This is a genomic window from Streptomyces sp. NPDC005494 (assembly GCF_042872025.1).
In the GTDB taxonomy this organism is placed as follows: Bacteria; Actinomycetota; Actinomycetes; order Streptomycetales; family Streptomycetaceae; genus Streptomyces.
The window spans coordinates 233,496-258,918 of record NZ_JBIAJR010000004.1; the positions used below are offsets into that span (position 1 = coordinate 233,496).

Annotated in this window: 23 protein-coding genes; 5 read left to right on the forward strand and 18 right to left on the reverse strand. The window is 72.0% G+C overall.

Annotated features, from left to right (window positions below):
* Positions 1-57 precede the first annotated feature (57 nt).
* The gene (gene rfbD, locus ACFYQ6_RS14820; protein ID WP_361576306.1) at positions 58-909 is read right to left on the reverse strand and encodes a dTDP-4-dehydrorhamnose reductase; all 852 of its coding nucleotides are present in this window, start codon (positions 907-909) and stop codon (positions 58-60) included.
* Positions 906-1,901 carry a dTDP-glucose 4,6-dehydratase gene (rfbB, locus tag ACFYQ6_RS14825; RefSeq protein ID WP_361576303.1) on the reverse strand — a complete coding sequence of 332 codons (996 nt, stop codon included), beginning with the start codon at positions 1,899-1,901 and terminating at the stop codon, positions 906-908. The genes rfbD and rfbB overlap by 4 nt, the downstream gene beginning before the upstream one ends.
* A gap of 143 nt (positions 1,902-2,044) precedes the next feature.
* On the opposite strand from rfbB, the gene ACFYQ6_RS14830 reads away from it, so the two are divergent.
* Complete coding sequence (locus ACFYQ6_RS14830) at positions 2,045-2,368, forward strand: muconolactone Delta-isomerase family protein (RefSeq protein ID WP_361576300.1); 324 nt, start codon at positions 2,045-2,047, stop codon at positions 2,366-2,368.
* Here ACFYQ6_RS14830 and ACFYQ6_RS14835 read toward each other — a convergent pair.
* From ACFYQ6_RS14835 to ACFYQ6_RS14860, 6 genes are all read right to left on the reverse strand, one after another.
* Positions 2,358-3,326, reverse strand: coding sequence for an SRPBCC family protein (locus ACFYQ6_RS14835; protein WP_361576297.1), 969 nt, complete (start codon positions 3,324-3,326; stop codon positions 2,358-2,360). The two genes, ACFYQ6_RS14830 and ACFYQ6_RS14835, sit on opposite strands and share 11 nt — an antisense overlap.
* Positions 3,327-3,331: 5 nt before the next feature.
* On the reverse strand, positions 3,332-4,612 hold the full coding sequence (locus ACFYQ6_RS14840) for an activator-dependent family glycosyltransferase (RefSeq protein WP_388763183.1): 1,281 nt from the start codon (positions 4,610-4,612) through the stop codon (positions 3,332-3,334).
* Complete coding sequence (locus ACFYQ6_RS14845; protein ID WP_388763185.1) at positions 4,609-5,766, reverse strand: hypothetical protein; 1,158 nt, start codon at positions 5,764-5,766, stop codon at positions 4,609-4,611. Before ACFYQ6_RS14845 ends, ACFYQ6_RS14840 begins: the two co-directional genes overlap by 4 nt.
* Positions 5,763-6,572 carry a phytanoyl-CoA dioxygenase family protein gene (locus tag ACFYQ6_RS14850; RefSeq protein ID WP_361576288.1) on the reverse strand — a complete coding sequence of 270 codons (810 nt, stop codon included), beginning with the start codon at positions 6,570-6,572 and terminating at the stop codon, positions 5,763-5,765. The genes ACFYQ6_RS14845 and ACFYQ6_RS14850 overlap by 4 nt, the downstream gene beginning before the upstream one ends.
* 63 nt (positions 6,573-6,635) lie before the next feature.
* Positions 6,636-7,784 carry a nucleotide disphospho-sugar-binding domain-containing protein gene (locus ACFYQ6_RS14855; protein WP_388763187.1) on the reverse strand — a complete coding sequence of 383 codons (1,149 nt, stop codon included), beginning with the start codon at positions 7,782-7,784 and terminating at the stop codon, positions 6,636-6,638.
* Positions 7,785-7,893: 109 nt separating this feature from the next.
* A complete protein-coding gene (locus ACFYQ6_RS14860; protein ID WP_388763189.1) occupies positions 7,894-8,607 on the reverse strand; it encodes a class I SAM-dependent methyltransferase in 714 nt (237 codons plus the stop codon).
* 164 nt (positions 8,608-8,771) lie between these two features.
* Between ACFYQ6_RS14860 and ACFYQ6_RS14865 the strand changes: the two genes are divergently transcribed.
* Positions 8,772-9,911 carry an aromatic ring-hydroxylating dioxygenase subunit alpha gene (locus ACFYQ6_RS14865; protein ID WP_361576279.1) on the forward strand — a complete coding sequence of 380 codons (1,140 nt, stop codon included), beginning with the start codon at positions 8,772-8,774 and terminating at the stop codon, positions 9,909-9,911.
* 329 nt (positions 9,912-10,240) lie between these two features.
* Here the strand turns inward: ACFYQ6_RS14865 and ACFYQ6_RS14870 are convergent, their stop codons facing one another.
* From ACFYQ6_RS14870 to ACFYQ6_RS14885, 4 genes are all read right to left on the reverse strand, one after another.
* Entirely contained in the window at positions 10,241-11,545 is a 1,305-nt protein-coding gene (locus tag ACFYQ6_RS14870) for a BNR-4 repeat-containing protein (protein ID WP_388763192.1), read from the reverse strand.
* Between the two features lie 155 nt (positions 11,546-11,700).
* The gene (locus ACFYQ6_RS14875; protein ID WP_361576273.1) at positions 11,701-13,002 is read right to left on the reverse strand and encodes an extracellular solute-binding protein; all 1,302 of its coding nucleotides are present in this window, start codon (positions 13,000-13,002) and stop codon (positions 11,701-11,703) included.
* Positions 13,003-13,063: 61 nt separating this feature from the next.
* A complete protein-coding gene (locus ACFYQ6_RS14880) occupies positions 13,064-13,984 on the reverse strand; it encodes a carbohydrate ABC transporter permease (RefSeq protein WP_361576270.1) in 921 nt (306 codons plus the stop codon).
* A complete protein-coding gene (locus tag ACFYQ6_RS14885; RefSeq protein ID WP_361576267.1) occupies positions 13,984-14,910 on the reverse strand; it encodes a sugar ABC transporter permease in 927 nt (308 codons plus the stop codon). The genes ACFYQ6_RS14880 and ACFYQ6_RS14885 overlap by 1 nt, the downstream gene beginning before the upstream one ends.
* A 340-nt stretch (positions 14,911-15,250) precedes the next feature.
* Here ACFYQ6_RS14885 and ACFYQ6_RS14890 point away from each other — a divergent pair, with 340 nt between their 5' ends.
* Positions 15,251-17,539 (forward strand): FAD-dependent oxidoreductase, encoded by a 2,289-nt coding sequence (locus tag ACFYQ6_RS14890; protein ID WP_361576264.1) that lies wholly within the window; start codon positions 15,251-15,253, stop codon positions 17,537-17,539.
* Between the two features lie 62 nt (positions 17,540-17,601).
* Here ACFYQ6_RS14890 and ACFYQ6_RS14895 read toward each other — a convergent pair whose 3' ends face one another.
* From ACFYQ6_RS14895 to ACFYQ6_RS14905, 3 genes are all read right to left on the reverse strand, one after another.
* Positions 17,602-18,390, reverse strand: coding sequence for an IclR family transcriptional regulator (locus ACFYQ6_RS14895; RefSeq protein ID WP_361576261.1), 789 nt, complete (start codon positions 18,388-18,390; stop codon positions 17,602-17,604).
* Between the two features lie 200 nt (positions 18,391-18,590).
* A complete protein-coding gene (locus ACFYQ6_RS14900) occupies positions 18,591-19,613 on the reverse strand; it encodes an acetylxylan esterase (RefSeq protein ID WP_361576258.1) in 1,023 nt (340 codons plus the stop codon).
* Between the two features lie 429 nt (positions 19,614-20,042).
* Positions 20,043-20,693, reverse strand: coding sequence for a hypothetical protein (locus tag ACFYQ6_RS14905; protein ID WP_388763194.1), 651 nt, complete (start codon positions 20,691-20,693; stop codon positions 20,043-20,045).
* Positions 20,694-20,962: 269 nt separating this feature from the next.
* On the opposite strand from ACFYQ6_RS14905, the gene ACFYQ6_RS14910 reads away from it, so the two are divergent.
* Both ACFYQ6_RS14910 and ACFYQ6_RS14915 read left to right on the forward strand, forming a co-directional pair.
* Positions 20,963-21,529, forward strand: a complete 567-nt coding sequence (locus tag ACFYQ6_RS14910; protein ID WP_361576252.1) for an RNA polymerase sigma factor — start codon at positions 20,963-20,965, stop codon at positions 21,527-21,529.
* 659 nt (positions 21,530-22,188) lie between these two features.
* A complete protein-coding gene (locus tag ACFYQ6_RS14915; RefSeq protein ID WP_388763196.1) occupies positions 22,189-22,533 on the forward strand; it encodes a hypothetical protein in 345 nt (114 codons plus the stop codon).
* A 154-nt stretch (positions 22,534-22,687) separates the two neighbouring features.
* Here ACFYQ6_RS14915 and lysA read toward each other — a convergent pair whose 3' ends face one another.
* The 3 genes from lysA to ACFYQ6_RS14930 all read right to left on the reverse strand — a co-directional run bounded on the left by lysA (position 22,688) and on the right by ACFYQ6_RS14930 (position 25,380).
* Positions 22,688-24,055 (reverse strand): diaminopimelate decarboxylase, encoded by a 1,368-nt coding sequence (lysA, locus tag ACFYQ6_RS14920; protein ID WP_361576246.1) that lies wholly within the window; start codon positions 24,053-24,055, stop codon positions 22,688-22,690.
* A gap of 9 nt (positions 24,056-24,064) precedes the next feature.
* A complete protein-coding gene (locus ACFYQ6_RS14925; RefSeq protein ID WP_388763198.1) occupies positions 24,065-24,475 on the reverse strand; it encodes an SAV_915 family protein in 411 nt (136 codons plus the stop codon).
* Between the two features lie 260 nt (positions 24,476-24,735).
* The gene (locus tag ACFYQ6_RS14930) at positions 24,736-25,380 is read right to left on the reverse strand and encodes a class I SAM-dependent methyltransferase (RefSeq protein WP_361576240.1); all 645 of its coding nucleotides are present in this window, start codon (positions 25,378-25,380) and stop codon (positions 24,736-24,738) included.
* Positions 25,381-25,423 lie beyond the last annotated feature (43 nt).

Genomic DNA, 25,423 nt, shown 5'->3' on the forward strand with positions numbered 1-25,423 from the left:
CCGGGCCTCGTCCGGGTCCCCGGCGCGGCCCGGCACGGGTGCCCCGGCCGTCCGGAGTCAGCCGGTCCGTCCCAGCGCCTCGGCGAGTGCCTCGCGCCACGGCCGGGGCGCCGGGATGCCCGCCTCGTGCCAGCGGTCGTGGCCGAGGACCGTGCACCGGGGCCGGGGCGCACGCCCGCCGAAGGCCTCGGCGGAGACCGGCCGTACCCGGTCGGGGTCGGCGCCGGTCAGCCGGAACACCTCGCGGGCCAGCTCGTACCAGTTGGCGCGGCCCGCGTTGGTGGCGTGGAAGACGCCGCTCGCCCCCGGGGCCTCCCCGAGGGCGATCAGGGCCCGGGCGACGTCGGCCGCCCAGGTCGGCTGGCCCACCAGGTCGGCCACCACGTCCACGGGCCCCCGGCCGCTTGCCCGTCCGGTCATGGCGCGGACGAAGCTGGGTCCGTGCTCTCCGTGGAGCCAGGCGGTACGGACTACTGCTCCGTGCCGCGGCAGCAGGTCGAGGACGGCTCGTTCGCCCGCGCGTTTGCTGCGTCCGTAGACGTTGCGGGGGGCGGTGGGATGGTCCTCGGGGTACGGGGTGTCGGTGTCCCCGGGGAAGACGTAGTCGGTGGAGACGTGCAGGAGCCGCGCACCGTGGCGGGCGCAGAGGCCGGCCAGGTGCCGGGGGGCGTCGGCGTTGACGCGGTAGGCGAGGTCCGCTGCTGTCTCGGCTGCCTCCACGGCCGTGTATGCGGCGCAGTTGACGACGATTCCGGGGCGGTGCCGGGTGAAGGCGGCGGCGAGCGCGGCGGGGTCGGTGACGTCGAGGTCGCGTCGGCCGAGGCCGACGGCGTCCGCTCCCCGGGCCGCGAGGGCCGCCGTCACCTCGTGGCCGAGGAGGCCGGTCGCGCCGGTGACCAGCCATCTCATCCCCGGGCCCGGGCCGCACCGTCCAGCGGGCCGCGCAGCCGGTGGGCGAGCGCTTCCCACCAGCCGCGATGGTCCCGGTACCAGGCGACGGTGGCCGCGAGGCCGTCGGCGAAGGCATGCCGGGGCCGGTAGCCGAGTTCGGCGCGTGCCTTGGTGTCATCGAGGGCGTAGCGCAGGTCGTGTCCCTTGCGGTCCGGCACCCGCCGGATGCGGTCCGGACCGGCGCCGCAGGCGTCGAGGAGCAGTCCGGTCAGCTCCCGGTTGGTGAGCTCGGTGCCGCCGCCGAGGTGGTAGACCTCCCCGGCCCGGCCCCGGGTGCGGACCAGGTCGACGCCGGCGCAGTGATCCTCGACGTGCACCCATTCGCGGACGTGGGTGCCCTCGCCGTAGAGCGGGACCTGCTCTCCGTCCAGGAGGCGGGTGACGAAGAGCGGGATCAGCTTCTCAGGGAACTGGCGCGGACCGTAGTTGTTGGAGCAGCGAGTGATCCGTACGTCGAGCCCGTGCGTGCGGTGCTGGGCGAGGGCGAGGACGTCGGAGGCGGCCTTGGAGGCCGCGTAGGGGGAGTTGGGGCTGAGCGGGGAGTCCTCGGTCCAGGATCCCTCGGGGATGGAGCCGTAGACCTCGTCGGTGGAGACGTGTACGAAGGGGCCGACGTCGTGGCGGACGGCCGCGTCGAGCAGCGTCTGGGTTCCGAGGACGTTGGTGCGGACGAAGGGTTCCGCTCCGGCGATGGAGCGGTCCACGTGCGATTCCGCGGCGAAGTGCACGACCTGGTCGGCCCGCGCCGTCAACCGGTCGACGAGGTCGGGGTCGCAGATGTCGCCGTGGACGAACCGCAGCCGGGGGTGGCGGGTGTCGAGGTTGTCGAGGTTACTCGCGTAGGTCAGGCGGTCCAGCACGGTGACGTGGACGGCCGGATCCTCGGACAGCAGGGTGCGGACGTAGGCCGAGCCGATGAAGCCGGCCGCTCCGGTGACCAGGAGATTCACGGGTGGGAGCCTGGCCGGTGCGGGTGGAGGTTGCGACGACGCTCCCTGGTCGCGGTCCGCCGTCGGCTCCACCGGGAGTCGACCCGTCGGTGACCGGGGCGGCCGAGACTCGAGCGTCGAGATCCCGAGTCGCCGGAGGAACAATGGCGCTGTTCGCTGTCCTCGCCACCCAGTCGCCCACCGGAATCACAGCCGACGAGTTCCGCCGCCGACTGCCGGAGGGGTTCGCGTACGTCAGGAGCTTGGTCGACAAGGGGGTCATCGTGCACAACTGGATCCGTGTCGGGGCCTCGGGCGGCCTGCTGATCTACGAGGTGGAGTCGCACGAGGAGCTCAACTCCCTGCTGTACGGCAACCCTCTGAGCCCGCACCTCCGGTTCGAGGTGATCCCGCTGGCGGGGGTGGGCGGCTTCGACCCGAGGGCTTTCGAGGATGCGGCCGCCGCATCGGGGGACGTCAGCGGGTGACGAGCGCGCGGGCGAGACTGCGGTAGAAGGCCAGGACGCCGGGTTCCTTCGGGGAGAGATGGCCGCGCCCGGCGAACCGGGAGCCCACGACCCGCTGCACGGCCTCCATTCCCAGCCGGTCCTCCCGGTTGACCACTGCGGCGCTCTCCTCGTTCTGCTCGCGGAGCGCGTCGCGGTCCTGGCTCTCCAGGGCGGCCGGATGCACGAGCACCCCGCCGCGGACCTCGATGCGGTCGATGGCCAGCGGAATCATCGTGATCCAGATGACGGAGTCCCCGAAGGCGGCGAGACTGCCGCACGGGAAGACGGCACAGTTGTACATGGTGGCGCGCTGTTCGGCGGAGAGCGGCAGCGCGGTGGCCGGGAGCGGTTCACGGAAAGGGCTGAGGAGCCGGGTCACCCAGCGGGACTCGGTGCGCACCTCCATCGCCCCGCCGGGTGGAGTGATGAGCGCGACGGTGGTGGGGTGGAGCCCCATGGCGTGGTAGTTCTCGTGGGCGTTCTGCACGGCGATCTTCCAGTTGCACCGCCATTCCTCGGTCCAGCTCGCGACCGGGACCATCTCGGGCAGCCGATAGGCGTCGAGTTCCTCGCCGGTCCGCCTCAGGTGCGGGGCGAGCGGCTCGGCGTCCGGATCAGGGTTGACGAAGACGAACCCCTGCCACTCCTCGACCGCCGGGTCCGGCCGGTGCGGGCCGAGGGCCGACCGGGCGCGCAGCTTCCCGTCGTCGGCGCGGGACACCGTGAACGGCCGGCCGGCGGGCGCGAGGGTCACCGACGACCCGGGCGCGGCGAGTTCACCGGAGTGGGCCACGAGGAGCCAGGAGCGGGCGAAGACCCGTTCCTGTTCCCACCGCCACAGCTCGGGGGAGGTGAAGGCCGCCGGGGACAGGCTCAGTTCGGGTGCGTCGGCTTCCAGGTACCCCGCCAGTTCCGTCATCAGGTCCGTGGGCGTCATGCTCTTCACCGTTCCTTCCGGTGCCGGGCCGTGAGCCGCTCGATCGCGGCGACGGCCTCGTTGGGTGTCGGCATCTCCTCGATCTCCCGCCGCAGCCGCCGGGCGTGCGCCGCGAACGACGGTTCCGACAGGACCCGTGCGACCTTCTCGCGGAAGCGGTCGGCGGTGAACTCCCGCAGCGGGAGGGAGAGGAGGTTGCCCTGTTTCTCGTAGTCGGCGCCCATGGACTCGGTCACCCACTCCCAGCCTGTGAGCAGGACCTGCGGGACGCCGTGGAACTCGGCGGTCGCCTTGGTCTGGTAGCCGCCGTGGTGCACCACCACCGCGCAGGTCGGCAGCAGGTCGTGCATGGGGACGCGGTCCACCACCCGTACGGTGTCGGGGAGCGGCGGCAGATGCGCGCGCTGCCGGTCGGAGAGGGCGGCGACGACCTCGATGTCCAGTTCGCCGAGCGCGCCCAGCATGCCGATGAGGACCGTGTCGAGGTCCCAGAGGCCGTAGCCGCTGTCGATGCTCACCCCGAGGGTGAGGCAGACCCGGGTACGCAGCGGCTGTTCGCGGAGCCAGCGGGGCACGACGGCCCGTCCGTTGTACGGGATGTAGCGGGCCGGGACGGTGGGCACGCCCAGGGCCTCGCGGAGGCTCGCGGGCCGGGTGTCGACGGTCCACTGGCCGGTGAGCACGGACTCGTCGAACCGGGCCTCGGCGCCGTGGCGTTCCAGGGTCCAGTTCAGCCACTCCGCGGTGGGGTCCTCTCGGTGCTCGGGCTCCTGCTCCGCGGCGAGCCGCAGGAAGGTGCGCCGGGTGCCCAGCTGCATGGCCAGTTCGGGTCCCGAGACCAGCCGGGCGTGGGCCGCGCCGACGGTGAGGGCCGCGACCGGGCCCGCCAGGCAGAGCGTCTCCCAGATGACGAGGTCGGGCCGCCAGTGCCGGGCGAGGGCCACCAGCTCATCGATCAGCGTGTCGGAATTGAGCCGGGAGTTGAGGGCGGGGACGATGACGCTCTCGTAGCCGAGCTGCTCCTCCCAGGAGTCCTCCTGGTCCGGGGCACGGTCCTGGTCGGCGGTACCGAAGTGGGCGATGCCCTCTTGGTGGAAGGCGTCCAGTGCCTCGTACCACGGAGGGCTGTCGATGGGTACGGCGGTTATCCCGGACCGGGTGACGGTCTCGACCACGTGGGGGACACAGGCGGCGCGCACCTCGTGGCCGGCGGTGCGCAGCGCCCATGCCAGCGGGGCGAGCAGCTGGAAGTGGCTGCCCTCCAGCGAGGTGAACAGAACCTTCATCGCGCTTCTCCTCTTCTCGCCCCGAAGGCGGCCGCCGCCGGGGACGGGGCCGCCTCCGGTGGGACCGTCGGGGTGGTGGTCGCGTCCGTCCGGCGGTCGGCCGTCGTCGCGGTGGTCATGCCGCTTTCTCCGGGGCCGGTGGCCGTGGCAGGGGTGACGACGACGGGGGCCCGCGCGGGCCCGCGGGTCAGCGGGGCGCGGGCGCGCCGCACCACGGGGGAGGTGGGACGGACCCTGGCCCGGCGGTCCCAGAGCGCGGTGAGGGCAGCCTCGGCGAGGGCACGGTGGAACGGGGCCAGCGTGCGGTGGGCGGGAGCTGTCGCCATGCCGGCGCCGTCGCCGAGGAGGACCGCGAGCCGGTCGCCGCCGGCGATCCGTGCTCCCGCCACCTCCGTCTCGGTACGGGCCACCAAGGGCGCGATCCGTCCGGGAGGCTCCGCGCGGAGCACCTCGTCGGCCGCCCGTCCGGCGTCGCGGGCGGAGAGGGGGAACCGCGCCCTCAGGACGGCGCGGGCGACGAGATCGGCGCCGGTCCGGGCGGCGACGGCGAGCGCCAGCGGGCCGGGCGCCCCAGGAGGAGCGCCGTCGAGGAGGGGCCGCAGGGCGTCGAGGCCGGTCCGCAGTCGACGGGTGGCCGCGAGCCGCTGCGGGGCCACCGTGGCGTCCTGGAGGACCGCGCAGGCGGCGAGGGCCTCGGCGAACCGGCCGCGCTCCCGCTCGGGGATCGCGCAGGCCTCGGCGAGGGCCGCAGCCGCGAGCGGCTCGGCCACCTCGGTCACCAGGTCGAACTCGGGGCCCGCGGCGTCCAGCAGCCGGGCGCAGAGGGGGCCGAGCCCCTTCTGGACCCGTACGGGCGTCACGGTCTCCTCCCCCAGTCCCGGCAGCTCCTCCGGCGGGGCCGTCAGGTGTCCGATGCCGGGATGGGCGAACAGTGTGGCGGCCGTACGCGGGTCGGCGGTGACCCAGACCCCCGCTCCGGAGCGCCACAGCGGGCCGGCGGCCCGGACGCGTTCGCGCAGCGGGGCAGGGTCGTCGTCGACGTCACAGAGCAGCGCGGCGTACGGGTCGCCCTTGAGCCGGTGCAACCAGAGCGTGCCGTGCTCGCGCTGGAGCCGCTCACCGAGCGCGGCGAGCTCCTCCCGCTCCTCGGTCACCGGGTGGCACCGGGACCGTCGGCGATGAGCGGGAACAGCTCTCCGTCGACGGGCGCGCCGGGCTCCAGGTGTGCTACCGGGTGGTCCTGGACGCCAGGCCGGTAAGTGGCGTCGGAGTCCATGTAGACGGAGGCGAAGGCGAGCCGGCGCTCGCCGCCGGTGTTGACCGCGGCCAGGTGCACGGTGCGGAAGTCGTGGAAGACCACGTCACCGGCGCGCATCGGGACGGACACCCTGGGGCTGAAGGGGAAGTCGGGCCAGACCTCCTCCATCGGCCGGTAGTCCTGGAACCCGGCCAGGTGGACCTGGCGGTGTTCCAGGGGGCGGCGGTGGGAGCCTGGCACGTAGATGAGGCAACCCCGTTCGACGGGCACGTCGACCAGCGGGACCCAGGCCGTCAGTGTCCGGGTCAGTCCCGCGAGCGGCAGGCCGGGCTCGTCGTCATGGACGACGGTGGGGAGGTGGACGTCGGGGTCCTTCTTGAGCACGTCGGTGCCGTAGAGCCGCAGCGGCCCGCCCGCGAGGTGCTCGGCGGACCGGGTGATCACCGGGTGGAGGGCCAGGGCGCGCAGGTCAGGGTGCTTGCGCCAGGCGGCCTCGACGTAGTGGACCTGGGTCTCGTCCTCGGAGGCGCCCCAGATCTCCGGGCCCTCCTTGGCGAGGAGTTCTTCAGCGGCGGCCCGGAAACCCGCGACCTCCCCGGCGGACAGCACCGCCCGGAGGTGGACGTAGCCCTGGTCGTGGAAGCGGCGGACGGACTCCTGGGTCGGCAGGCCGCTCTCCGTCAGATCGGAGGGTGTCAGCATGGGGTCGTCCTTCCTCTGGTCGTCTTTCCTCGTCGGGTGGAAGCCGTGCGGGAGGAACGGCTGTCAGTCGAGGGAGCCCGCGAGCCACTCGACGGTCTCGGCCGGGGTGGCCATGGCGAACACTTCGTCCCTGACCCGGAGGGCGGTGTCACGGAGCCGTTCGTCCTTGAGGAGCGTCCGGCACTCGGCGGCACCGAGCGTCCCGGGCTCCGCCACGATCCCGATGCCCCGGGCGGGCAGCAGGTCGGCGCCCGTCTGCTGGTAGGAACCGCGTGGGATGACGCACTGCGGGATCCCGGCCGCGGCGGCCGTCAGCATGGTCCCGCTGCCGCCGTGGTGGATAACCGCGGCACAGGTGTCGAGCAGCAGGTCGAGCGGTGCCCAGTCGACCAGCCGGACGTTCGGCGGCGCGTCAGCCAGAAGGGCGGGGTCGCCGCCGCCCAGGGTGACGACGAACTCTGCGTCCACGCCCCGGGCCGCCTCCATGAGCGGGCCGAGGATCGCGAGCCCGCCCCACTGGGCCTCGATGGTGCCGAGGGTGACGGCGATGCGCGGCAGCCGGGGCGGCTCGGCGAGCCAGCCCGGCAGGATCGCCCCTCCGTTGAAGGGCAACGGGCGCACCGACCGGGCCTCGGGAGTCCTGCGGTCCTCGGGGAGGAGGGCGGTGAGGCTCGGCGGGAGCGTGGTGAGGGGGATCGTCCTCGGGGGATCGCCGGTGACACCGTGCCGGGTCCGGTGGGGTGTCATGCCGGCGTGGAGCAGGGTACGGAGCCGGGCTCCGCTGTCGTACGAGCCGAGTCGGGGTTCGACCAGGGGCACCCCGAGCGCGGCGGCGACGAGCCGGCCCGCGCCCTGAAGGGGCGGGGCGACCACCAAGTCGGGCTTCCAGTGCCGGGCGGCCTTCAGGGCGCCGTCCACCATGACCCCGGAGACCCGAGCGAAGAGGGTGGCGAGTTCCGCGTCCTCGGGGTCCTCGGCGAACATGGGGTGGTCGGCCGCGCGGTCGGTCCCGGGCTCCTGGGGCATGTAGACGGGCAGGTAGTCCAGGCCGGGGGTGACGTCCACGACGTCGAAGCCGGCTTCGGCGGCGGCCAGACTGAGTCCACCGGTGGCGTAGCGGACCCGGTGGCCCGCCGCACGGAAGGCCTGAGCGAGGGGGACGGTCGGGAAGAGGTGGCCGAGGCCCGGCGAGGTCATGAACAGGACGCGCATGCTTGCCCCCAGACGAGGGTGGGCGGACGGGTGATGACGGGCCTCGTGGGCCCGGGTGTGACGGGGCCGGACCGCACCGCGGGGCCGGAGGCCACGGGATGGCCCCGGCTCATGGAGCGGTCCCGAGGAACAGGCCCCGGCCGCGGTGCAGGCCGGGGACGTACTCGACGGTGAGCCCGGCGGCCCGGAACGCCTTCTCGTAGACCGTCCGGGGGAAGAGCGAGATGCGGTGGGTCTCCGTGAAGTGCCGGGCACCCCCCTGCGCTTCGGCCACCACGTAGTGCACGTCCATCCGGCACGCCTCCCCCTCCCGCGCGGAGTGCGACACCCGGGCGACCGTCCGCCCCGCCACGGTGGTGACATCCGCCGAGACGTGCCCGTCCAGGTAGTTCTCGGGGAACCACCAGGGGTCCACGGCCACCACACCCCCGGGATTGAGGTGCCGGGCGAACGCGGCGAGGGCTGAGTGGAGTTCGGCCTCGGTGGTGGCGTATCCGAGGGAGCCGAACATGCAGGTGACCACGTCGAACCGGTCGTCGAGGCCGAAGGTCCGCATGTCGCCGGTGTGCACGGGGACGTCCGGCAGCGCGCGGCGCGCGGTACGGACCATGGGCTCGGACAGTTCGAGGCCCGCGACGGTCTCGAAGAGCCCGGCGAAGTGGCGCAGATGGGCTCCGGTGCCGCAGGCAACGTCGAGGAGGGAGCGAGCGTCGGGCCGCAGCCGGCGCACGTGCCGGGTCAGCTCGCGCGCCTCGGTCCCGTAGTCCTTGCCGCGGCTCTCGTGGATCAGGTCGTGGATCTCGGTGAGGTCAGCGCCGTACATGGTCGGATCGTCGGAAGGAGGGCTGGAGAAATCGCCCAGAACGGGTGGAGGGGGCGGCCGGGGCGCGTCGATCGTGGGGCGACCGTTTCACCAGGGCGCGTGGTCACCCTCGGCCGGACCGGAACGAGACCCGGGACGAGAGCCGGAACGAGTGGAGGGCCGACGTGGACGTCGGGGAGATCGTGGCGGAGCTGGAGCGGTATCTGGGGCCGGGCGCGCAGGAGTTGAGCCTGCCTCCGGCGGCGTTCACCTCGCCCGGGCTGTGGGAGCGGGAACGGGAACGGGTCTTCGGACGGTCCTGGATCCTCGTGGCGCACATCGACGAGCTGGCGGAGACCGGGGCGTACGTCTCCCTGTCGGTCGCAGGCGAGCCGGTGGTGGTGGTCCGGGGTGAGGACGGGGAACTGCGCGGGATGTCACCGGTGTGCCGTCACCGGCTGATGCCGGTGGTGGAAGAGGGGTCGGGCCGTACGGACGTCTTCACGTGTCCGTACCACTTGTGGCGGTACGGACTCGACGGGCGGCTCGTCGGCGCCACCCACATGAAGCGGAATCCGGCGTTCGATCCCGCCGCGTGCCGGTTACCGCCATTCGCGGTCGAGGAGTGGCAGGGTTTCGTCTTCGTCAACCTTGACGTCTCGGCCGAACCGCTGGGCCCGCATCTGCTGCGGATCGGCGATGACCTGGCCAACTACCGCCTGCCGGAGCTGACCCAGGTGGCGGGTTGGACGGAGGAGTGGCACTGCAACTGGAAGATCGCCGTCGAGAACGCCCACGAGAACTACCACGTGATGGGCTTCCATCCGGAGACCCTCCAGCCCACCACGCCGGGGGGCGCGGAGACCCGGGTCCGGGCGGACTCGCCGTGGGCCGACAGCATGCGGGTGCGGTACTCGGCCCCGCTGGAGCCCCTCGTCCTGGACCTCACCGAGGAGGAACGGGCCCATCTGTACGGCTTCTTCGTCTTCCCCTCGGGCAGCCTCGCCGCCTCCGGCGACATGGTGATCTGGCTCAGCCTCATCCCCTCGGCCCTCGACCGCACCACGGTCAGGGGCGGCGTCCTGATGCCCGCGGCCATGATCGAGGGGCAGGACCGGGAGGCCGTGCGGAAGGAGGCCGAGGCCTACGCCGCCGTGATCAACGGCGAGGACCGGCGCGGCCTTGAGGAGGTCCAGCGGGGCGCCGGGTCACGTTTCGCCGAGCGGGGGCACCTCTCACCCAAGGAGCCCGGGGTGGTGCTCTTCTACCGGTCGCTGGCCCGCGCGCTGGTGCGCGAGGACACGGACTGGCCCGGTGAGCTCTGAGACCGGCGCCGTCATCGTGACCCGGCCACGTCGTCGTGCCCTGGCCGCGTCGTCGTACCCATGGCCCCGTCGTCGTGCCCCGGCCCCGTCGTCGTGACCCGGCCGCCGGGGCCGTGCCGCCTGGCGGCCTGTGCTCCGGCACCGGAGATCCGGCTTCGAGCGGTCGGTTCACCCACCACAACCCGCCGGCCCCGGCCGCGCCACCGACGCGAAAACCGGAGCCACGATGGTGAGTGGGACCCACATGGGGCCCCGACTCCACCCCCTTGCGCTGTCCGTGGGGGCCGCGGCCTCGTCCCCGTACGGACAGCGACAAGCGGCAGGAAGCGTCAACGGCGCGCGTAATAGAGGGTGTTGTGTGCCGTGTCCGGAACGTAGAGCACATCGTGACCGTCCGAGTCCCGGCGCACCGCGAGCCGGTCCGCGCTCACGCCCGGGGTGACGGACAGCGCGGTCCAGGCCCCGGCTGCCGACTGCGTCGCGGAGAAGACCCGGTCGGTGCCGGAGGTGGTCACGTAGTAGATCCGCTTGGTGTCCGTCTCGTCCCAGGTGATACCGAGGGTGGCCGCGGTCTGTCCGCCCGCGTACACGGTCTTGCCGACCCAGCCGCCACCGCTCGGATAGGCGTAGTACACGCGGAAGTGACCACCGCTGTCCGCCGAGCGGTAGCGGTAGGCGATCTTCGGGGTGGAGCCGTCGAGGGTGAGCTTGGCGCTCTGCACCGCGGGGCCGGTGTACGCGTTGTCGGCGCTCCACTCCTCGCCTGCGGTGAGGTCCTGGACGACGTCGGAGGTGGCGGGCGTGACCGGGGCGGTGACGGTCGTGTCCGTACTGTCCGCGAAGGCGCCGGTCGACGGGTCGTAGGACAGGTACGAGAGCTGGTGGCGGAACGCGGTCGCCGGCGCCTTCGCCCACTCGTAGAGCAGGTGCACACGGCCGGAGGCGTCGACCGTGATGTCGTCGGGGTACACGGACCGGTACAGCGCGCTCGCGAAGGTGGCGGCGACGCTCCAGCGGGAGTTGGCGTTGTCCCAGCGGTACAGCTTGCCGGGGCGCTGGTCGGAGCCGGTGCCGACGCGGGCGGCCAGGTACAGGTCGCCGTTGGGCGCGGTGGTGACGACCGGGTAGGTGATGCCCACACCCTGATCGGGCAGTTCGGACGCGTGGTCGGTGACGTCGCCGCCGGGGGCCTCGGTGCGGAAGTAACGCCAGGAGTCGGCGTGCATGGAGGTGAAGACGTGCAGGCGGCCGTTGCCGTCGCGGGCGATCGAGGGCTGGTTGTGGCCGTTGTCGTCGGGGAACTCCGCTTGCTGCCCGTCGCTGTTCAGCAGGGGCAGCCGGCTCCAGAGCCCGTCCGGGTCGCGCCGTGCGATGGCGGGCCGGTGTGTCGCCGTCGTCGTACCCGGCTCGTTGAAGGCGAAGTACGTGTACTGCCCGCGGCCCTTGTACGTGGCGACCGGCGTCCACCAGGCAGCCTGGTTCGACGCGTCCATCGCGTACGGGACCTTCTCGATCACGGTCGCTGCGGCTGCCGTGGTCCGCGCGGTGTCGGCCACGGCGGCCGGGGCGGGCAGGAGGAGAGCGGCCAGGGCCGCGGCCGATGCGGTGTACGTGCGTACCGTGGGACGTCGCAAGATGAGCTCCTTCGCGTGTGCGGGCGTGGGCGCGGGAGGTGACGCGCACGGCGTGGCCCGGGGGCCGGCCGGCGCGGTCGTCGTGCGGGGTGGGGCACGAAGCGGGGCCCGGCGTGGCCTGCGGCGCTCGCCGGGCCCGGACCACAGCCTCGGCCTCAGCGCTTGATGAGTGCGGCGGCCTCCTCGCCGGCCTGCTTCATCGCGTCCTTCGGCTTCGACGTGCCGACGAGGACCGCCTGAACCTGCTTGGCGACGGCCTCCTCGATCTGGGCGTTCTGCGCGAACTGCCAGAACGGGCTGCCGGTCGCCGTCTTCGTGATCTTCTCGGTCCACTCCGTGGTGAAGGTGTCCTTGGCGACCTCGGGAGCGGCCAGACCCGCGGTGGTGGACGGCGGCAGTGCGCGTGCGGCGAAGTACTCGGAGGTGGTGGCCTGGTCGGTGGTGGTGTGCAGCGCGAACTCGGTCGCCGCGTCCTGCCCCTTGCCCTGCACGATCGCGATCACGCCGCCCCACAGCAGCGCCTGCGGTGTGTCCCCGGCCTCGATCACCGGACGCTCCATCGGCTGCATGGCGTCGGCCAGCGTCTTGTCCTTCGACTGGGCGGAGGTCACGCCCTTGCCGATGATCGCGTCGTCGTAGAAGGCCGCCTTGCCCTGCCCGAACAGGGCGCGCGCGTCGAAGCGGTCCACGTCGGCGGCGATCAGCTTCTCGTCGTGCAGCTTCTTGTACCAGGTGACCGCGTCGACCGAGGCGTCGTCGCCTATCGTGACCTTCCCGCCGTCGAACAGCTTGCAGCCGAAGGTCTGCATCCACGGGAAGATGTCCTTGAGCTGCGCGACCTTGGTGGCGGCGGCGTACGGCACGACTCCCCCGCCGAGCCCCTTCAGCTCACGCAGCGCCGCCTCGAACTCCTCGACGGTGGTGGGGTGCTTCTTGATCCCGGCCTTCTCCAGGAGCTTGGAGTTGGCGATCACACCGATCGATCCGGTGTTCCACGGCAGCCCGTACTGCGTGCCGTCGTACACGCCGCTCTTGAGCGCCACGTCCGTGTAGCCGGCCTGACCCGCCACCGGTCCGAGGTCGACCAGCTTGCCCATCTGCGCCATCGCGGCGAGCCAGGCGATGTCGAGGTGCACCGCGCCCGTCGTCTCGCCGCCGCCCAGCTTGAGGGTGAGCTGGCTCAGGTACTCGTTGTACGGGTACGAGACCGCGCGGATCTTCGACTTCTCGGCCTTCTCCCACGCCGCGATGATCTTCTCGATCGAGGGCTTGGCAGCCTCCTCGTTGAGCGACCAGGAGGTGAAGTCGAAGTCCTTGGACTTCGGGTCGCCGCCGTTGGAGGGGGAGCCGGCGCCGGAGGGCGCACAGGCGCCGAGCACACCGGCGCCCGCCACACCGAGCGCGCCGATGCCGAACAAGCGCAGCGCGCCGCGCCGGCTGATGCCAGAGGTGGTCATGATCTCTCCATGGGGAGTGAGCGGGAGGGGAGGTGGTGGGGGGCGGGCTGACCTTGCGGGTTCAGCTCTTGACCGAGCCGGCGGTCATGCCGCCGACGAGGTAGCGCTGCAGGAACATGAAGGCGACGATCACCGGGACCGACACCACGAGCGAGGCCGCCATCAGCTGGGGCCAGGCGGTCTGGAACTCGCCGATGTAGGTGGAGACGAGTCCGGGGGGCAGGGTCTGCTTCTCCTTGTCGGCCAGGGTCAGCGCGAAGATGAAGTCGTTCCAGCCGCGTACGAAGGCGAAGAGCCCGGCGGCGATCATCCCCGGCGCGGCCAGCGGCGCCACGATGGAGTGCAGCGTCCGCCACCGGGACGCGCCGTCGATGGAGGCCGCTTCCAGCAGTGCGTCCGGGATGGTGTCGAAGATGCCCTTCAGCATCCAGACGCACAGCGGCATGGTGAACGTGGTGAAGGAGAGCACCAGGGCGGTGTACGTGTTGAGCATGCCGAAGCTGGAGAAGACGGTGTACAGCGTCACCAGCAGCAGCGCCTGGGGGAACATCTGGGAGGCCAGCACCAGGTGCATCAGCGAGCGCCGCCCCCGGTAGCGGAACTTGGAGAACGAGTAGCCCATGTACGTGGCGACGACCACGCTCAGCACGGCGGTGATCGAGGCCACGACGAGCGAGTTGATCATGTAGTCGATCAGCTGGTCGTTCTCGGCCAGGGCCGTGAAGTTGCCGAGGGTGAGATCGGTGGGTATCAGTCTCGGCGGGAACTGGAAGGTCGACTCGGGGGTGCTCAGCGCGGTGGCGAGCAGCCAGTAGACCGGCAGCAGGCCGAAGGCACCGATGACGACGACCGCGCTCCAGGCGGCGATCCGCGAGCGCAGCAGGTCCTTGCGGACACGGCGCCGGGTGCTGCGCCCGGCCCGGGTGGCCGAGGGCTGCGGCCGGCCGACGGCGGGCACGGGGGTGGAGGTGGTGGAGGTCATCAGGCGTCGCCCTTCCGCTCGGTGATCCTGAGGTAGACGGCGACGAGGAGGAGCAGGAGCAGCATCCACAGTCCGCCCAGTGCGGTGGCCCGGCCGATGTCGAAGCCCTTGAACGCGGTCTGGTACACGGCGGTCGCGAACGTCTCGGTGGTGCCGGCGGGCCCGCCGCCGGTGAGGACGTAGATGGTGTCGAAGTGCTGGAAGTTCCAGATGAACTCCAGCAGCAGCACGATCGAGGCGACACCGCGGACCTGCGGCCAGGTGACGGCGAAGAAGCGCCGGATCGATCCCGCCCCGTCCATCGAGGCCGCCTCGTGCAGTTCCCTGGGCACGGTCTGGAGACCGGCGAGGAGCATCACCATCATCCAGGGGAAGCTGGCCCAGGTCTTGGTGACGATGACGGCGAGCATCGCGGTGCCGGGCCGGCCGAGCCAGGCCACGGACTCGTCGATGAACCCGGCCTCCATGAGGACGCCGTTGAGCACCCCGTAGTTCGCGTTGAAGATCCACATCCAGAGGAAGGAGACCACCACGCCCGGGATCACCCAGGGGAACAGGAACAGGCCGCGCAGGAAGCCACTGCCCTTCAGTCCCGTGTTCAACGCGAGCGCGAGTGCGAAGCCGATCACGAAGGGGAGGAGCGTCGCGCCGACGGTGAAGACCAGCGTCTGTTCGAGGATGGTGAGGAAGTCGCCGTCGAGCCAGTAGGCGAAGTTGTCCAGGCCGACGAACTCCCGGCCCGCGAGCCGCAGGTCCTGCCTGAAGAAGCCGGTGAACAGCGCCGACAGCAGCGGGTAGAAGATGATCGCCGCGAACAGGGCGAGTCCCGGTGCGGTCAGCAGCAGGGCGAACGCACCGTTGGAGAGCCGTCCCCCGGCCTGCTCGCGCGGCGGGGGCGCCTTCTGGGGAGGTGCGGCCGTACTCATGGGTCTGTCCTCTCAAGTGGTCGCGGGAGCGCCGGGGCCCTGCGTGTGTGCCGCCACTGCGATGAACACAAGTTGCAGCATGCGGGATCGTTCTCCATATCGCGCGATGGCGTCAACCCTTTTCGTCGGTGAATCACCGATTCTGTGCCGGACCGGCGAACACGCCCCACCTGCCCCGAACACGCACGTCGGCCCACGACGGCCAGGTCGGCGGCCGCAAACGGAACTTACAGCGGATCCCAGTGGTTGAACAGTGGTTGCACAATATGGATGTGATGTACGTTCGAGGCCGCCCGCTGTGGCGGGGAGTATCCGAGCTTCACACCGAGGAGGCCGCACCGTGCGGGAAGAAGAGGTCCATTACGACATCGCCGTGATCGGCGGCGGATTGGCGGGGACCTGCGCGGCCATCGCTGCGGCCCGGCTCGGCCGGCGCGTCGCCCTGGTCAACAACCGGCCCGTCCTGGGGGGCAACGCCAGCAGCGAGATCCGTGTCTGGGTCTGCGGCGCCTCCGCACACGGCGTGCACCGCTGGGCCCGCGAGACCGGGATCATGGGCGAGTTGTACACGGAGAACCAGTACCGCAACCCCGAGGGCAATCCCTACTACTGGGACCAGGTCGTCCTCGACGCCGTGCGCGCAGAACCGAACATCGATCTCTACCTCAACACCGACGTACGCGAGGTCGACGCGAGCGGCCCCGAGGACAGCCGCGAGGTGCACTCCTGCACCGGCTGGATGATGGGCTCGGAGCGGCGCATCACCTTCCACGCGCGCCAGTTCCTCGACTGCACCGGCGACGGCCTGCTCGGCCACCTCGCCGGCGCCCGCTACCGCATCGGCCGTGAGGCGCGGACCGAGTTCGACGAGCCCTGGGCGCCGCCCGAGGCGGACCAGGCGCTGCTCGGCTCGACGACCCTCTTCCACACCAGGGACGCGGGCCGGCCGGTGAAGTTCGTACCGCCCGCCTACGCCAAGGACCTGTCGACCACACCCATCCTGCGCAACCGCATCCTGCGCACCGGCGACAACGGCTGCGACTACTGGTGGATCGAGTGGGGCGGCGAGCTCGACACCGTCCACGACAACGAGCGCATCCGCGACGAGCTCCAGGCCGTGATCATGGGTGTCTGGGACCACATCAAGAACTCCGGCCAGTTCCCCGACGCGGCGAACCTCACGCTGGAATGGGTCGGCAGCCTCCCCGGCAAGCGCGAGTACCGCCGCTTCCTCGGCGATCACGTCCTCACCCAGCAGGACATCCTCGAGCAGCGCCAGTTCGAGGACCGGATCGCCTTCGGCGGCTGGTCCGTCGATCTCCACCCCGTACAGGGCATGTACGCCGAGGAGCCCGGCGCGCGGCAGCGGTACGCGGACGGCATCTTCCACATCCCGCTGCGCTCCCTCTACTCGGCGAACGTCACGAACCTGCACTTCGCCGGGCGGAACATCTCCGCCACCCACATCGCCTTCGGGGCCACCCGTGTCATGGCCACCTGCGCGACGCTCGGCGAGGCCGCGGGTACCGCCGCGGCCCTGTGCGTCGCCGAGGACCTCACGCCGCGGGAACTCGCCACCGAGCGGGCGGACCTGGTGCGCCGCACCCTGCTGCGCCAGGACGCCTCCGTGATCGGCCTCGCCGACGAGGACCCCGGCAACCTGGCGCGCGCGGCCCGCGTCACCGCCTCGTCCAGCCTGACCCGCCTGGCCGCCGAACCCACGCGGGACGCGCCCGGCACCCCGTACCCCCTCACCCGCGACCTCGCCCTCCTGCTACCGGTCGATCCCGCGCTCGACACGGTCGACCTGCTGGTCCACGGGAATCCGGACGGCCGGCACAGCGAACTCACCGTGGAGCTGTGGAGCACGGGCCGACCCGAGAACGCGGTGCCCGCCGGCCACCTCCTCACGACCACCGTCACCGTCCCGCCCGGCGGCCCCCACTGGGTCACGGCCCGCCTCGACCACCGCCCCGACACACTCCGGAACGCGATCGTCATCGTCCGGGCCTGCGCCGGCACGGCCCTGGTCCTCCTCCCCGAACGCACCGACGGTGTCCTCGCCCTGCGCCGGAAGGCCGAGGGGGACGCGGGCGTCGACCACGACATCCCGGAGGAGGACGGCCAGCCGGTCCTGGAGTGGCAGGCCCGCGGCCTGCGCCGGCAGACCTTCGCCTTCCGGGCGGCCCCGGGCACCAGGGCGTTCCACCCCGAACGGGCCGTAGGCGGGTACCAGCGTCCCTACGGCGGCCCGAACATGTGGTCGTCCGCGCCGGAGGACGACGCCCGGTGGCTCCGTCTCGACTGGCCTGCCGACCAGGAACTCACCGAGATCCGCCTGGTGTTCGACGACGACGTCGACGAGTACCTCAACAATCTGCACCGCCACCGCACCCCGTACGAGGTCATGCCGGAACTCGTACGCGACTACCGCGTCCAGAGGTGCGACGCCGCGGGCACATGGCACACGCTCCTGACGGTGAAGGACAACCGGCGCCGCCACCGCGTCCACGCGTTGCGGGCCCCGGACGGCGGTCCCCTGCGCACCGGCGCACTACGCCTCGTGGTCGACGCGACGCACGGGGCACGGCACGCGCACGTGATCGCCTTCAAGGCGTACGGCGCGTAGCCGCACGGCGAAGGGGCCCGGGGGAAGCCGGTCGGCTCCCCCGGACCCCTTCGCCGTGCGCGTCAGAGCGCGCCGAGTGCCTGACTGATGGCGTCGGCGGCCTCGATGACCTCGCGTACGAGGGCGAGCCGCTGCCCTTCGGTGTCGGAGCGGTCCCCGAGCACCGAGGTCGGGCCCCAGAGGGAGATGGCGGCGACGATCTCCCCCGAGGCGTCACGGACCGGCGCGGCAAGGGACGCACGCCCCAGTGCGCGCTCCTCGGCCTCGACGGCGTAACCGGTGCGCCGGACGGTGTCGATCTCGGCGTCGAGAAGGTCGTGACTGGTGGTCGTGTACTCGGTGTGCGCGTCGAGAGGATCTCCGAGCAGCTTGCGACGCTCTTCGGGGGCGAGACCGGTGAGCAGGCACTTGCCGATGCTCGTCGCATGCAGCGGGGCGGTGTGCCCGGCCTGCGTATAGGACTTGGGGGCGCGCGTGCCCTCGAAATTGCACAGGAACATCAGCTCGCCACCGCGGCGTACGGCCACGTTCGCCCCGAGCCCGGTGCGGGTGGCGAGGCCCTGGAGCACCATGCGGGCGGCCCGGTGCACGGGGTGGCGGTTCGTGGCCGTGGCGGCCAGAGGGAGGAGCCCCAGGCTGAGGCGGTAGAGGTTGCTGACGGGGTCGCGTTCGACCATGTCGAGGCGCTCCAGGGTGGACAGCAGGCGGGAGGTGGTCGATGAGCCCAGTCCGGTGAGCTCGGCGACGTCGGAGACACGGAGTTCGGGCCGGCCGGAGTCGAGCGCGCGCAGCACGGACACCGCTCGTTCGACGCTCTGGTTCGTCCCTGCATCAGTCGCCCGCGTAGCCATGACCCTCCTCGTTCTGCAAATCCCTTGCACATTCTGCATCAGCATATCGCGTCCGTCCGACGCCCGTACCTGAAATCCGCGACCGTGGCAGCTCCGCGGCGTCCCGCGGGCGGGACGTCTCCGGCGTCACGGAACCACCAGGTCACAGGGCAGAACCCGTGAATGCCCCGGCCTGGCGGATCCCTTGGTGCGGCAGGCGGTCAAGCGGTGGGGCACGCCACCACGGGGTCCGCCCCGGACAGGAAGCGTCGCTGCGCCTCTTCCAGGATCGCCGTCTCGGCCCGCTCGCCCGGATACTCGAAGTGGCCCGCCCGCAGCACCAGGAGTTCACGCGGCCCGGCCAGTGCGTTGTGCACGGCGAACTGGCCGGGCGGGGGCACATGAGGATCGAACAGGGCGGCGCCCACATGTACGGGTATCTCGAGGTACCGGGCTGCCGTAGCGGCGTCGAAGTACGCGAGGACGTCCAGCACGGAGGGCTCCCCGGCGAACCGCGTACGCACCGACTCCCCGCTGCCGGTGCACGGAAGTGTCACCCGGAGCGGATGGTTCCCGAAGGTCGGCACCGTCAGGCCGGCGGCGTCGAAACGGTCGTCCCACGGCAGCGCGAGCGCCCCGATGCCGCCGCCGAAACTCGTGCCCAGGTACGTCAGCCGTCCGGCAGCCTCCGGCACCAGCAGCTGCAGCGCGGTGGCCGCGCACCAGACGTCCGCCACGCACCCGCCGATGACGTACGACTCCCGGGCGCCGATGCCGTGCAGGACGTGCCCCGCCGACTTCGAGGGAACGCCGGGCAGCAGGCTCCGCGTTCCGAGCCCGCGCAGACAGGGCCAGATGGTCGCGGTCTCCGGCGGGGACTGCCGGGGGTCCGGGGCCGCGCGGCCTCCGTATCCGTGTGCCGCCACACAGCCCTGGGTGACCCGGCCGTCGGCGGGGACGGTCAGCCACCCGCCGATCCGGACACCGTCGGCGGACGTGTACGAGACGTCGGCGACCCGTATGCCGTCCACCGTGGTCCACGGCCCCTCGATCCGAGGCGCCGTGTCGACGCGCAGCGCACGCGCGTGGCGCTCACGCCAGAAGTCGGCGAAGTCGTCCGGCCCGGGCGGCGCCTTCACCGCGAGGAGGCGGGGCAGGTCGTAGCCGTGGGTGGGGTCGAAGGGGAAGTCGTGGGGCAGCGGGTCGAGTTCGCCGGTGGCCGTCGTGAGCGGATGGGTGGACAAGATCTCTCCTTGTTCGGTGTGCGAGGTGCCCCGCGTTCGGTGTGCGAGGTGCCCCGCACGTCGTGCGGAACCGTTCTCGGCGCGACGTACCCGAGTCCGGTCGGCGCCGAGCCCCCGCTTCGCGCCCGACCTGCCGACTCGACGGTCACAGCCAGCCGGGGGTTGGGGTCACGGGCAGCTGATTCGATGAGAACGGTGGTGGTCGGTCGGGGGTGGCGGTGCGGAGGAGGCCGGGGCGGCGCAGGCCCGCCGTTCCCTCTCCCGGTCCGGCCGGACGGGCATGGCCGTCGGCCCGCCGTGCGCGTCGCGATTCCGTCGCCGGTCATCAGCCCGGGGAACCTCGCGGCGCCCGGTCGGCAAGATCCCCGAGGTGATCGTCGTCGCCCGCGAGACCATACGGTGATCGGCCTGCACCGTGCAATACCGGGCTCAGCCACCCTCCTGGTCCGCTGCCGCGGCCCAGCGGCGAATGTGCGGGTCGGGATGGAGCCGGGCGGATGCGAGGGTGCAGTCGAGCAGTTCGTGCAGTGACGGCGGGTACGCCGCACGGGAGGTGGGCAGGTCCAGCAGGACCCTGTGACGCATCCGCAGATCGGTGACCTCGGCGAACACCCCCATGCACGCCTCCATCCACGCGGCTCGGACGTCCCGTGACTCGTCCAGAGCGGGATCGCGCACCCCGCCGGGCCCGTACGCCGGGGAACGGCCCGCGTATACGGGCACGTGGGCGCTGTACCAGGCCCGCACGGCGCCGGCGCGCTCGGCATCCGTGCCGTGCCTGAGGTGGTCGGCCAAGGCCGCCATCACGCGGCGGCGTCCGAATGCGTAGACCGCCGGCTCGACGAACCAGCGGCAGAAGCTGGGGTCCGGGTCGTACACGGCCGCAGCCATCAGCGGGGCGAACAACTCCTCCGGCAGAGTCGCACGTTCGAGCAGGGGCTTGCGCACCGCGTGGGCGAGGCGGCGGGCCCGGCCGTCCGGCTCCATGGCGACGTCTCCGACGCCCAGCTGCCGAGCGACCTCCGTCACCCAGGTCAGGAATGAACGCGGTTCCGCGCCGCTCTGTTCGTCTTCGGCCACAGCAGCATTCTGGACCGCCTGTGCCGGCGGCCACAGCGCCTCCGCCCGTCACCGCCGGAAAGAATCTTGAAAAGCGGGATGCGATCCGGGAGGTCTGCGCCTCTCTACCGGTGACAGCGCAGAGAGGCGAGCGCATCAGGTCCGCGGGACCGGCTCGCGTGCGATCGAGGAGCGCGATGGCACAGCAAAATGGCAGGCCCGGCGGAATCCCGGGGTTGCTCAAGCACTTCCGACCGGTTCTGTCCGGACCCCGCCGTGGAGTTCTCCAGGTGATCGGCGGCACTGGGGAGGAACAGCTCTCGCCGGAGGCGGCCGAGCAGTGGTACGAGGCGCTCGCCATCGGCGACCGCTGGTTCTTCATGACGCGGAAGCGGCTCACGAAGGAGCATGCCGAGGACATCTGGCAGGTCGTTCTGCTCTCGGTGTGGCGGACCCTGCGGGACCACGGACCGGTGGGCAGCGTGAGCGCCTACGTGAGCACGGTCCACAGGCGCGAGGTGGCCCGCTACATCAAGCGGATGAAGGAGCACACACTGACGGTTCTGGGTCAGGACGTCCAGCTCCCGGCGGAGGACGACGCGCACGTGCCGCACAATCTGGCGGATCTGCACGAGCGCGCCCGGCGCCTCGCCAAGGAACTCGAAGGGCTGGTGACCCCGGAGCAGGCGGAGGCGGTGATCCTCGTCGACGCGTACGGCCTCGACTCCAAGCTCGTCGCCGAGTTGACGGGCACGACTCATACCGTGGTGCGCAACCGGGCCAGCAGGGCGCGCCGGGAGATGAGGAAGCCCGGCGTGAGGAAGCAGGTGCACACACGGCTGGGCATCACCGACTGAAGCCCGGAATGCCTTCCACGGTCCGCGTCCGTACGACCGCCGCCGCGTACGGACGCGGGCCCGGGTGGGCCGTCCGACATCAGGCCCAGACCTGCGCAGGGAGCAACTGCGCAGAACCGGAAGAAGAGGAAGTTGGTCGCAGATGAACGACGAGTCTGGGGGGGCTATGCGCAGCTCGGGGCGGTGGGTGATCGTGTTGCTGGCCGCGTTTCGGGGGGCGGCGTACCGGTGGTACGACCGGACGCTGATTGCCGTGATGTCCTGGCTACCGCTTCGGGCGGACCAGGACGTTCCGGGAAGGCGGGCCGACGGGGGGAACGACGGGGGCAGGTCCGCACGCAACGGGGCACGGACGCTGGACCCGCGGGAAGCGTGAACGGAACGCCGGTGTCCCGGCGTCCCGGCCGGGAACGGTGGCCGGGCTCCTGGACGCATCGGCGGCACGGGACCGCGAGTTCGGTGACGGATGTGTCGCAGCCTTGGAGTGCAGGGGGGACGCCAAGGCTGTGACCGGGGTCACCGATGGAGCCGGACACCTCTGATGCACATGAGGGGTCCGGCTCCTCCTTCTGGGGGACAGGACAACACCGCGCTGCCGCGACGGAGTTCGCACGAGGCCCGGCTTCGCGGCAGACCGGCAGCGCTCTTGAAGGAGCCCCATGAACACCTTGCCCGAGCCGTACGCGCACCACCCTCGCGAGGCCGCCGTCGCGTACGAGACCCTCCTTCTCGCGGCGCGGCACGAACTCGCCCTGCGCACCGCGGACATGCGCGTCTCCCGTCGCGCGGTACGTCGGTTGCGCCGCGCTCGCAGGGCCGATACCTACCGCCGCGTGGTGCGTGACACGCAGGTACCGTTCCGTGCCGGCTGCGCGGTGCTCGGCACGCTGGCCTTCGTGGCGAGCACCGTGATGTTCGCCCGGGGTCACCAGCAGGCGGCCGACATGCTCAGTGCGGCCGGGGCGTTCTGGGCCCTCGCGGTGATGCTGGGGCAGTCCGGGTAGCGCGCGGCCGTCCGGGGAGCGCCGGCGGTGACACGTACGGGTACGCCTGAGGCCCTGACCGGTGCGGTCGGGGCCTCACGCGCCACGGCGGACGGTCTTCCACCGCCCTCCGGCCGCCTCGGCGGGTGCGAACCCGGCAGAGGCGGCGAGCGGTTCACAGTCCGATGTCGCGTCCGTTGATGTCGGCGAGGGATTCGCGGCGGATCAGCAGCCGGGCCCGGCCTTCGTGGACGGCGGCGACGGGTGGGCGGCCGACCGCGTTGTAGCTGGACGCCATGGCGAGGTGGTACGCCCCGGCGACCGGAATGGCCAGCAGGTCACCGGGGTGGATGTCCTCCGGCAATGTCACGTCGGCGGCCAGCACGTCGCCCGCCTCGCAGTGCCGGCCGACGACGGTCGCCGTGCGGGCCCCGGCCGTCGAGCGGCGGCCGATGAGCCGGGGCGTGTAGCGGGCGCCGTAGAGGGCGGGGCGCGGGTTGTCGCTCATCCCGCCGTCCACGGCGACGAATACACGGCCGCCCGACGTCTTGACGGCGAGCACCCGGTAGAGCGCCACGCCCGCCGGCCCGACCACTGCGCGACCGGGCTCGACGGTGAGCCGGGGGACGGGGAGGCCGGCCGCCGCGCAGTTCCTGACCAGCTCGCGACGGATGCGTGCGCCGAGGGCCGGGACGTCGAGCGGGGTCTCGCCCGGCCGGTAGGCGACCGCGTGGCCGCCTCCCATGTCCAGTTCGGGGAGCGCGGTCCCGTGCTGCTCGCGCACCTGGGCCAGCAGCCCGACCATGCGCCGGAGTGCGGTCAGGTAGGGCTTGACCGTGGTGATCTGTGAGCCGATGTGGCAGTGCAGCCCGACGAGTTCCAGGCGCGGCTGGCCGAGGATCCTGGCGATGGCGTGCCGGGCACTCCCGTCGGTCAGGGACAGCCCGAACTTCTGGTCCTCCGTGCCGGTGCGGATCGACGCGTGGCCCCCCGCACCGACGCCTGGGACGACCCGTACGAGCACCTTCTGGCGGGTGCTGTCCGGGACGAGCGCCGACAGCCTGGCGATCTCCCACGCGCTGTCGATGACGATCCTGCCGACGCCGAGGCGGAGCGCCGCGTTCAGGTCTTCCGGGCTCTTGGCGTTGCCGTGCAGCACGATGCGTTCGGGAGGAAAGCCGTTGGTGACGGCGAACTCCAGCTCGCCCGCGGAGCAGACGTCCAGGCCGAGGCCCTCCTCCCGCACCCAGTGCAGGAGTGCGCGGCACAGGAACGCCTTCGCCGCGTAGACGACGTCGGTGTCCGGGAAGGCCTGGAGGTAGGTGCGGCAGCGCCGCCGCACCTCTCCCTCGTCGAGGAGGTAGACGGGCGTGCCGAACCGCTCGGCCGACTCGGCGAGCGAGACGCCCGCGACGGTGACATCGCCGAGCGGGGTGAGCCGGGCCGAGGCGGGCCAGACGGTGAGATCGGCGGCGCCTCCCGACGGCTCCGATGCTGTGACCGGCGCGGACGGTGCGAAGGGTGCGGGCACTGTTGCGTCCATGATGTGCCCTCAGCCGGTCAGGAGGTCGGTGCGGCGGACGACGACCGAGCGCCGGTCACGCGCTGCGCGTCGGCCTCCCGAGGCGGCCGGCGGACACGCGCGCACGGCGCGTGCGGCAGCGGACGGGGTGCCCGGCCCGGGAACGGCGAGCAGCGGATCGACGGTGAGGGTGACCACTCCCAGGGGTGCGACCAGGGCGCGTATCGCGGGTTCGCACAGCCGCACCCAGGCCTGCTGCTCTCCCAGGGCGGAGGTCAGCTGCCGCTCGTCGGTGAAGGCGACCGCGGTACGGGCGCCGAGGGGCGTACGGAAGAGGCGGGCGCGGTAGCAGAGCGGGCCGGGCCGGACGGGCACGAACAGCGCCGTTTTCCGGTCCGGTTGAAGGGGGTCGGGCTCCTCGGGACGCTGGGTGTCGTTCATTGCGCTCCTTGTGGCGACGGGTGTGCCGCCCCGGTCGCCGGCGCGACAGGTGTGCCGCCCCCGGCTGCCGGCGCGACAGGTGTGCCGCCCCCGGCTGCCGGTGCGACGGGTGTGCCGCCCTCGACTGCCGGTGCGACGGGACGTACCGGTGACGCTATGCCCGCTCCCCCGCCCCGGGCCGGTCCGTTAGCGGTCCCTTGATCCCGCGTGCCCGTTCCTTGACGCGCGGCTGACGGCGGCAGAAGCGGGCAGGGTGCCGTTCAGGAGTCGCGGCGCGCGAAGAGGATCGCTCCCGGGAAGCTCTCGTCCAGGTCGAGCAGCAGCTGCGCCTCGACCGTGAATCCCGCGTCGTGGAGCCAGGTGGTGACGCGGTCCGGCCGGCGGCGGTGGACGTGGACCTTCATCGGGTGGCCGCCGTAGCCCTGTGTCTTCAGTCGCGACTCGTCGCCCATGTGGAAGCCCAGCATCACCGGTGCGCCGGGGCGCAGCACTCGCCGGAACTCGGCGAACACGGTCGGGATCGCCTCGTCGGGGACGTGGACCAGTGACCAGAAGGCGAGCAGGGCGCCGGCCGACGCGTCGGCGAGGTCTAGGTCCGTCATGGAGCCGACCTCGAACCGCAGGCCGGGGTGGTCGCGCCGGGCCACGTCGATCATGGTGGGTGAGAGGTCGATGCCGAACGCGTCGACTCCCAGGTCCCGCAGGTGTGCCGTCACGTGCCCGGGACCGCAGCCCATGTCCGCCACGGGCCCACCCCCTGCCGTGCGGACCGTCTCGGCGAAGAGTGCCAGCGCCGCCCGCAGGTAGGGCTCCTCTGCCAGGGCCTCGCGCAGCTGGTCGGCGTAGCTGTCCGCGACCGTGTCGTAGGAGTTCCTGGTGTCCGTCAGCCACGCGTCGTCGGTCATGTTCGGACACCGTAGTCGCGGTCCGCCCGCCCTTGAAGGCCGG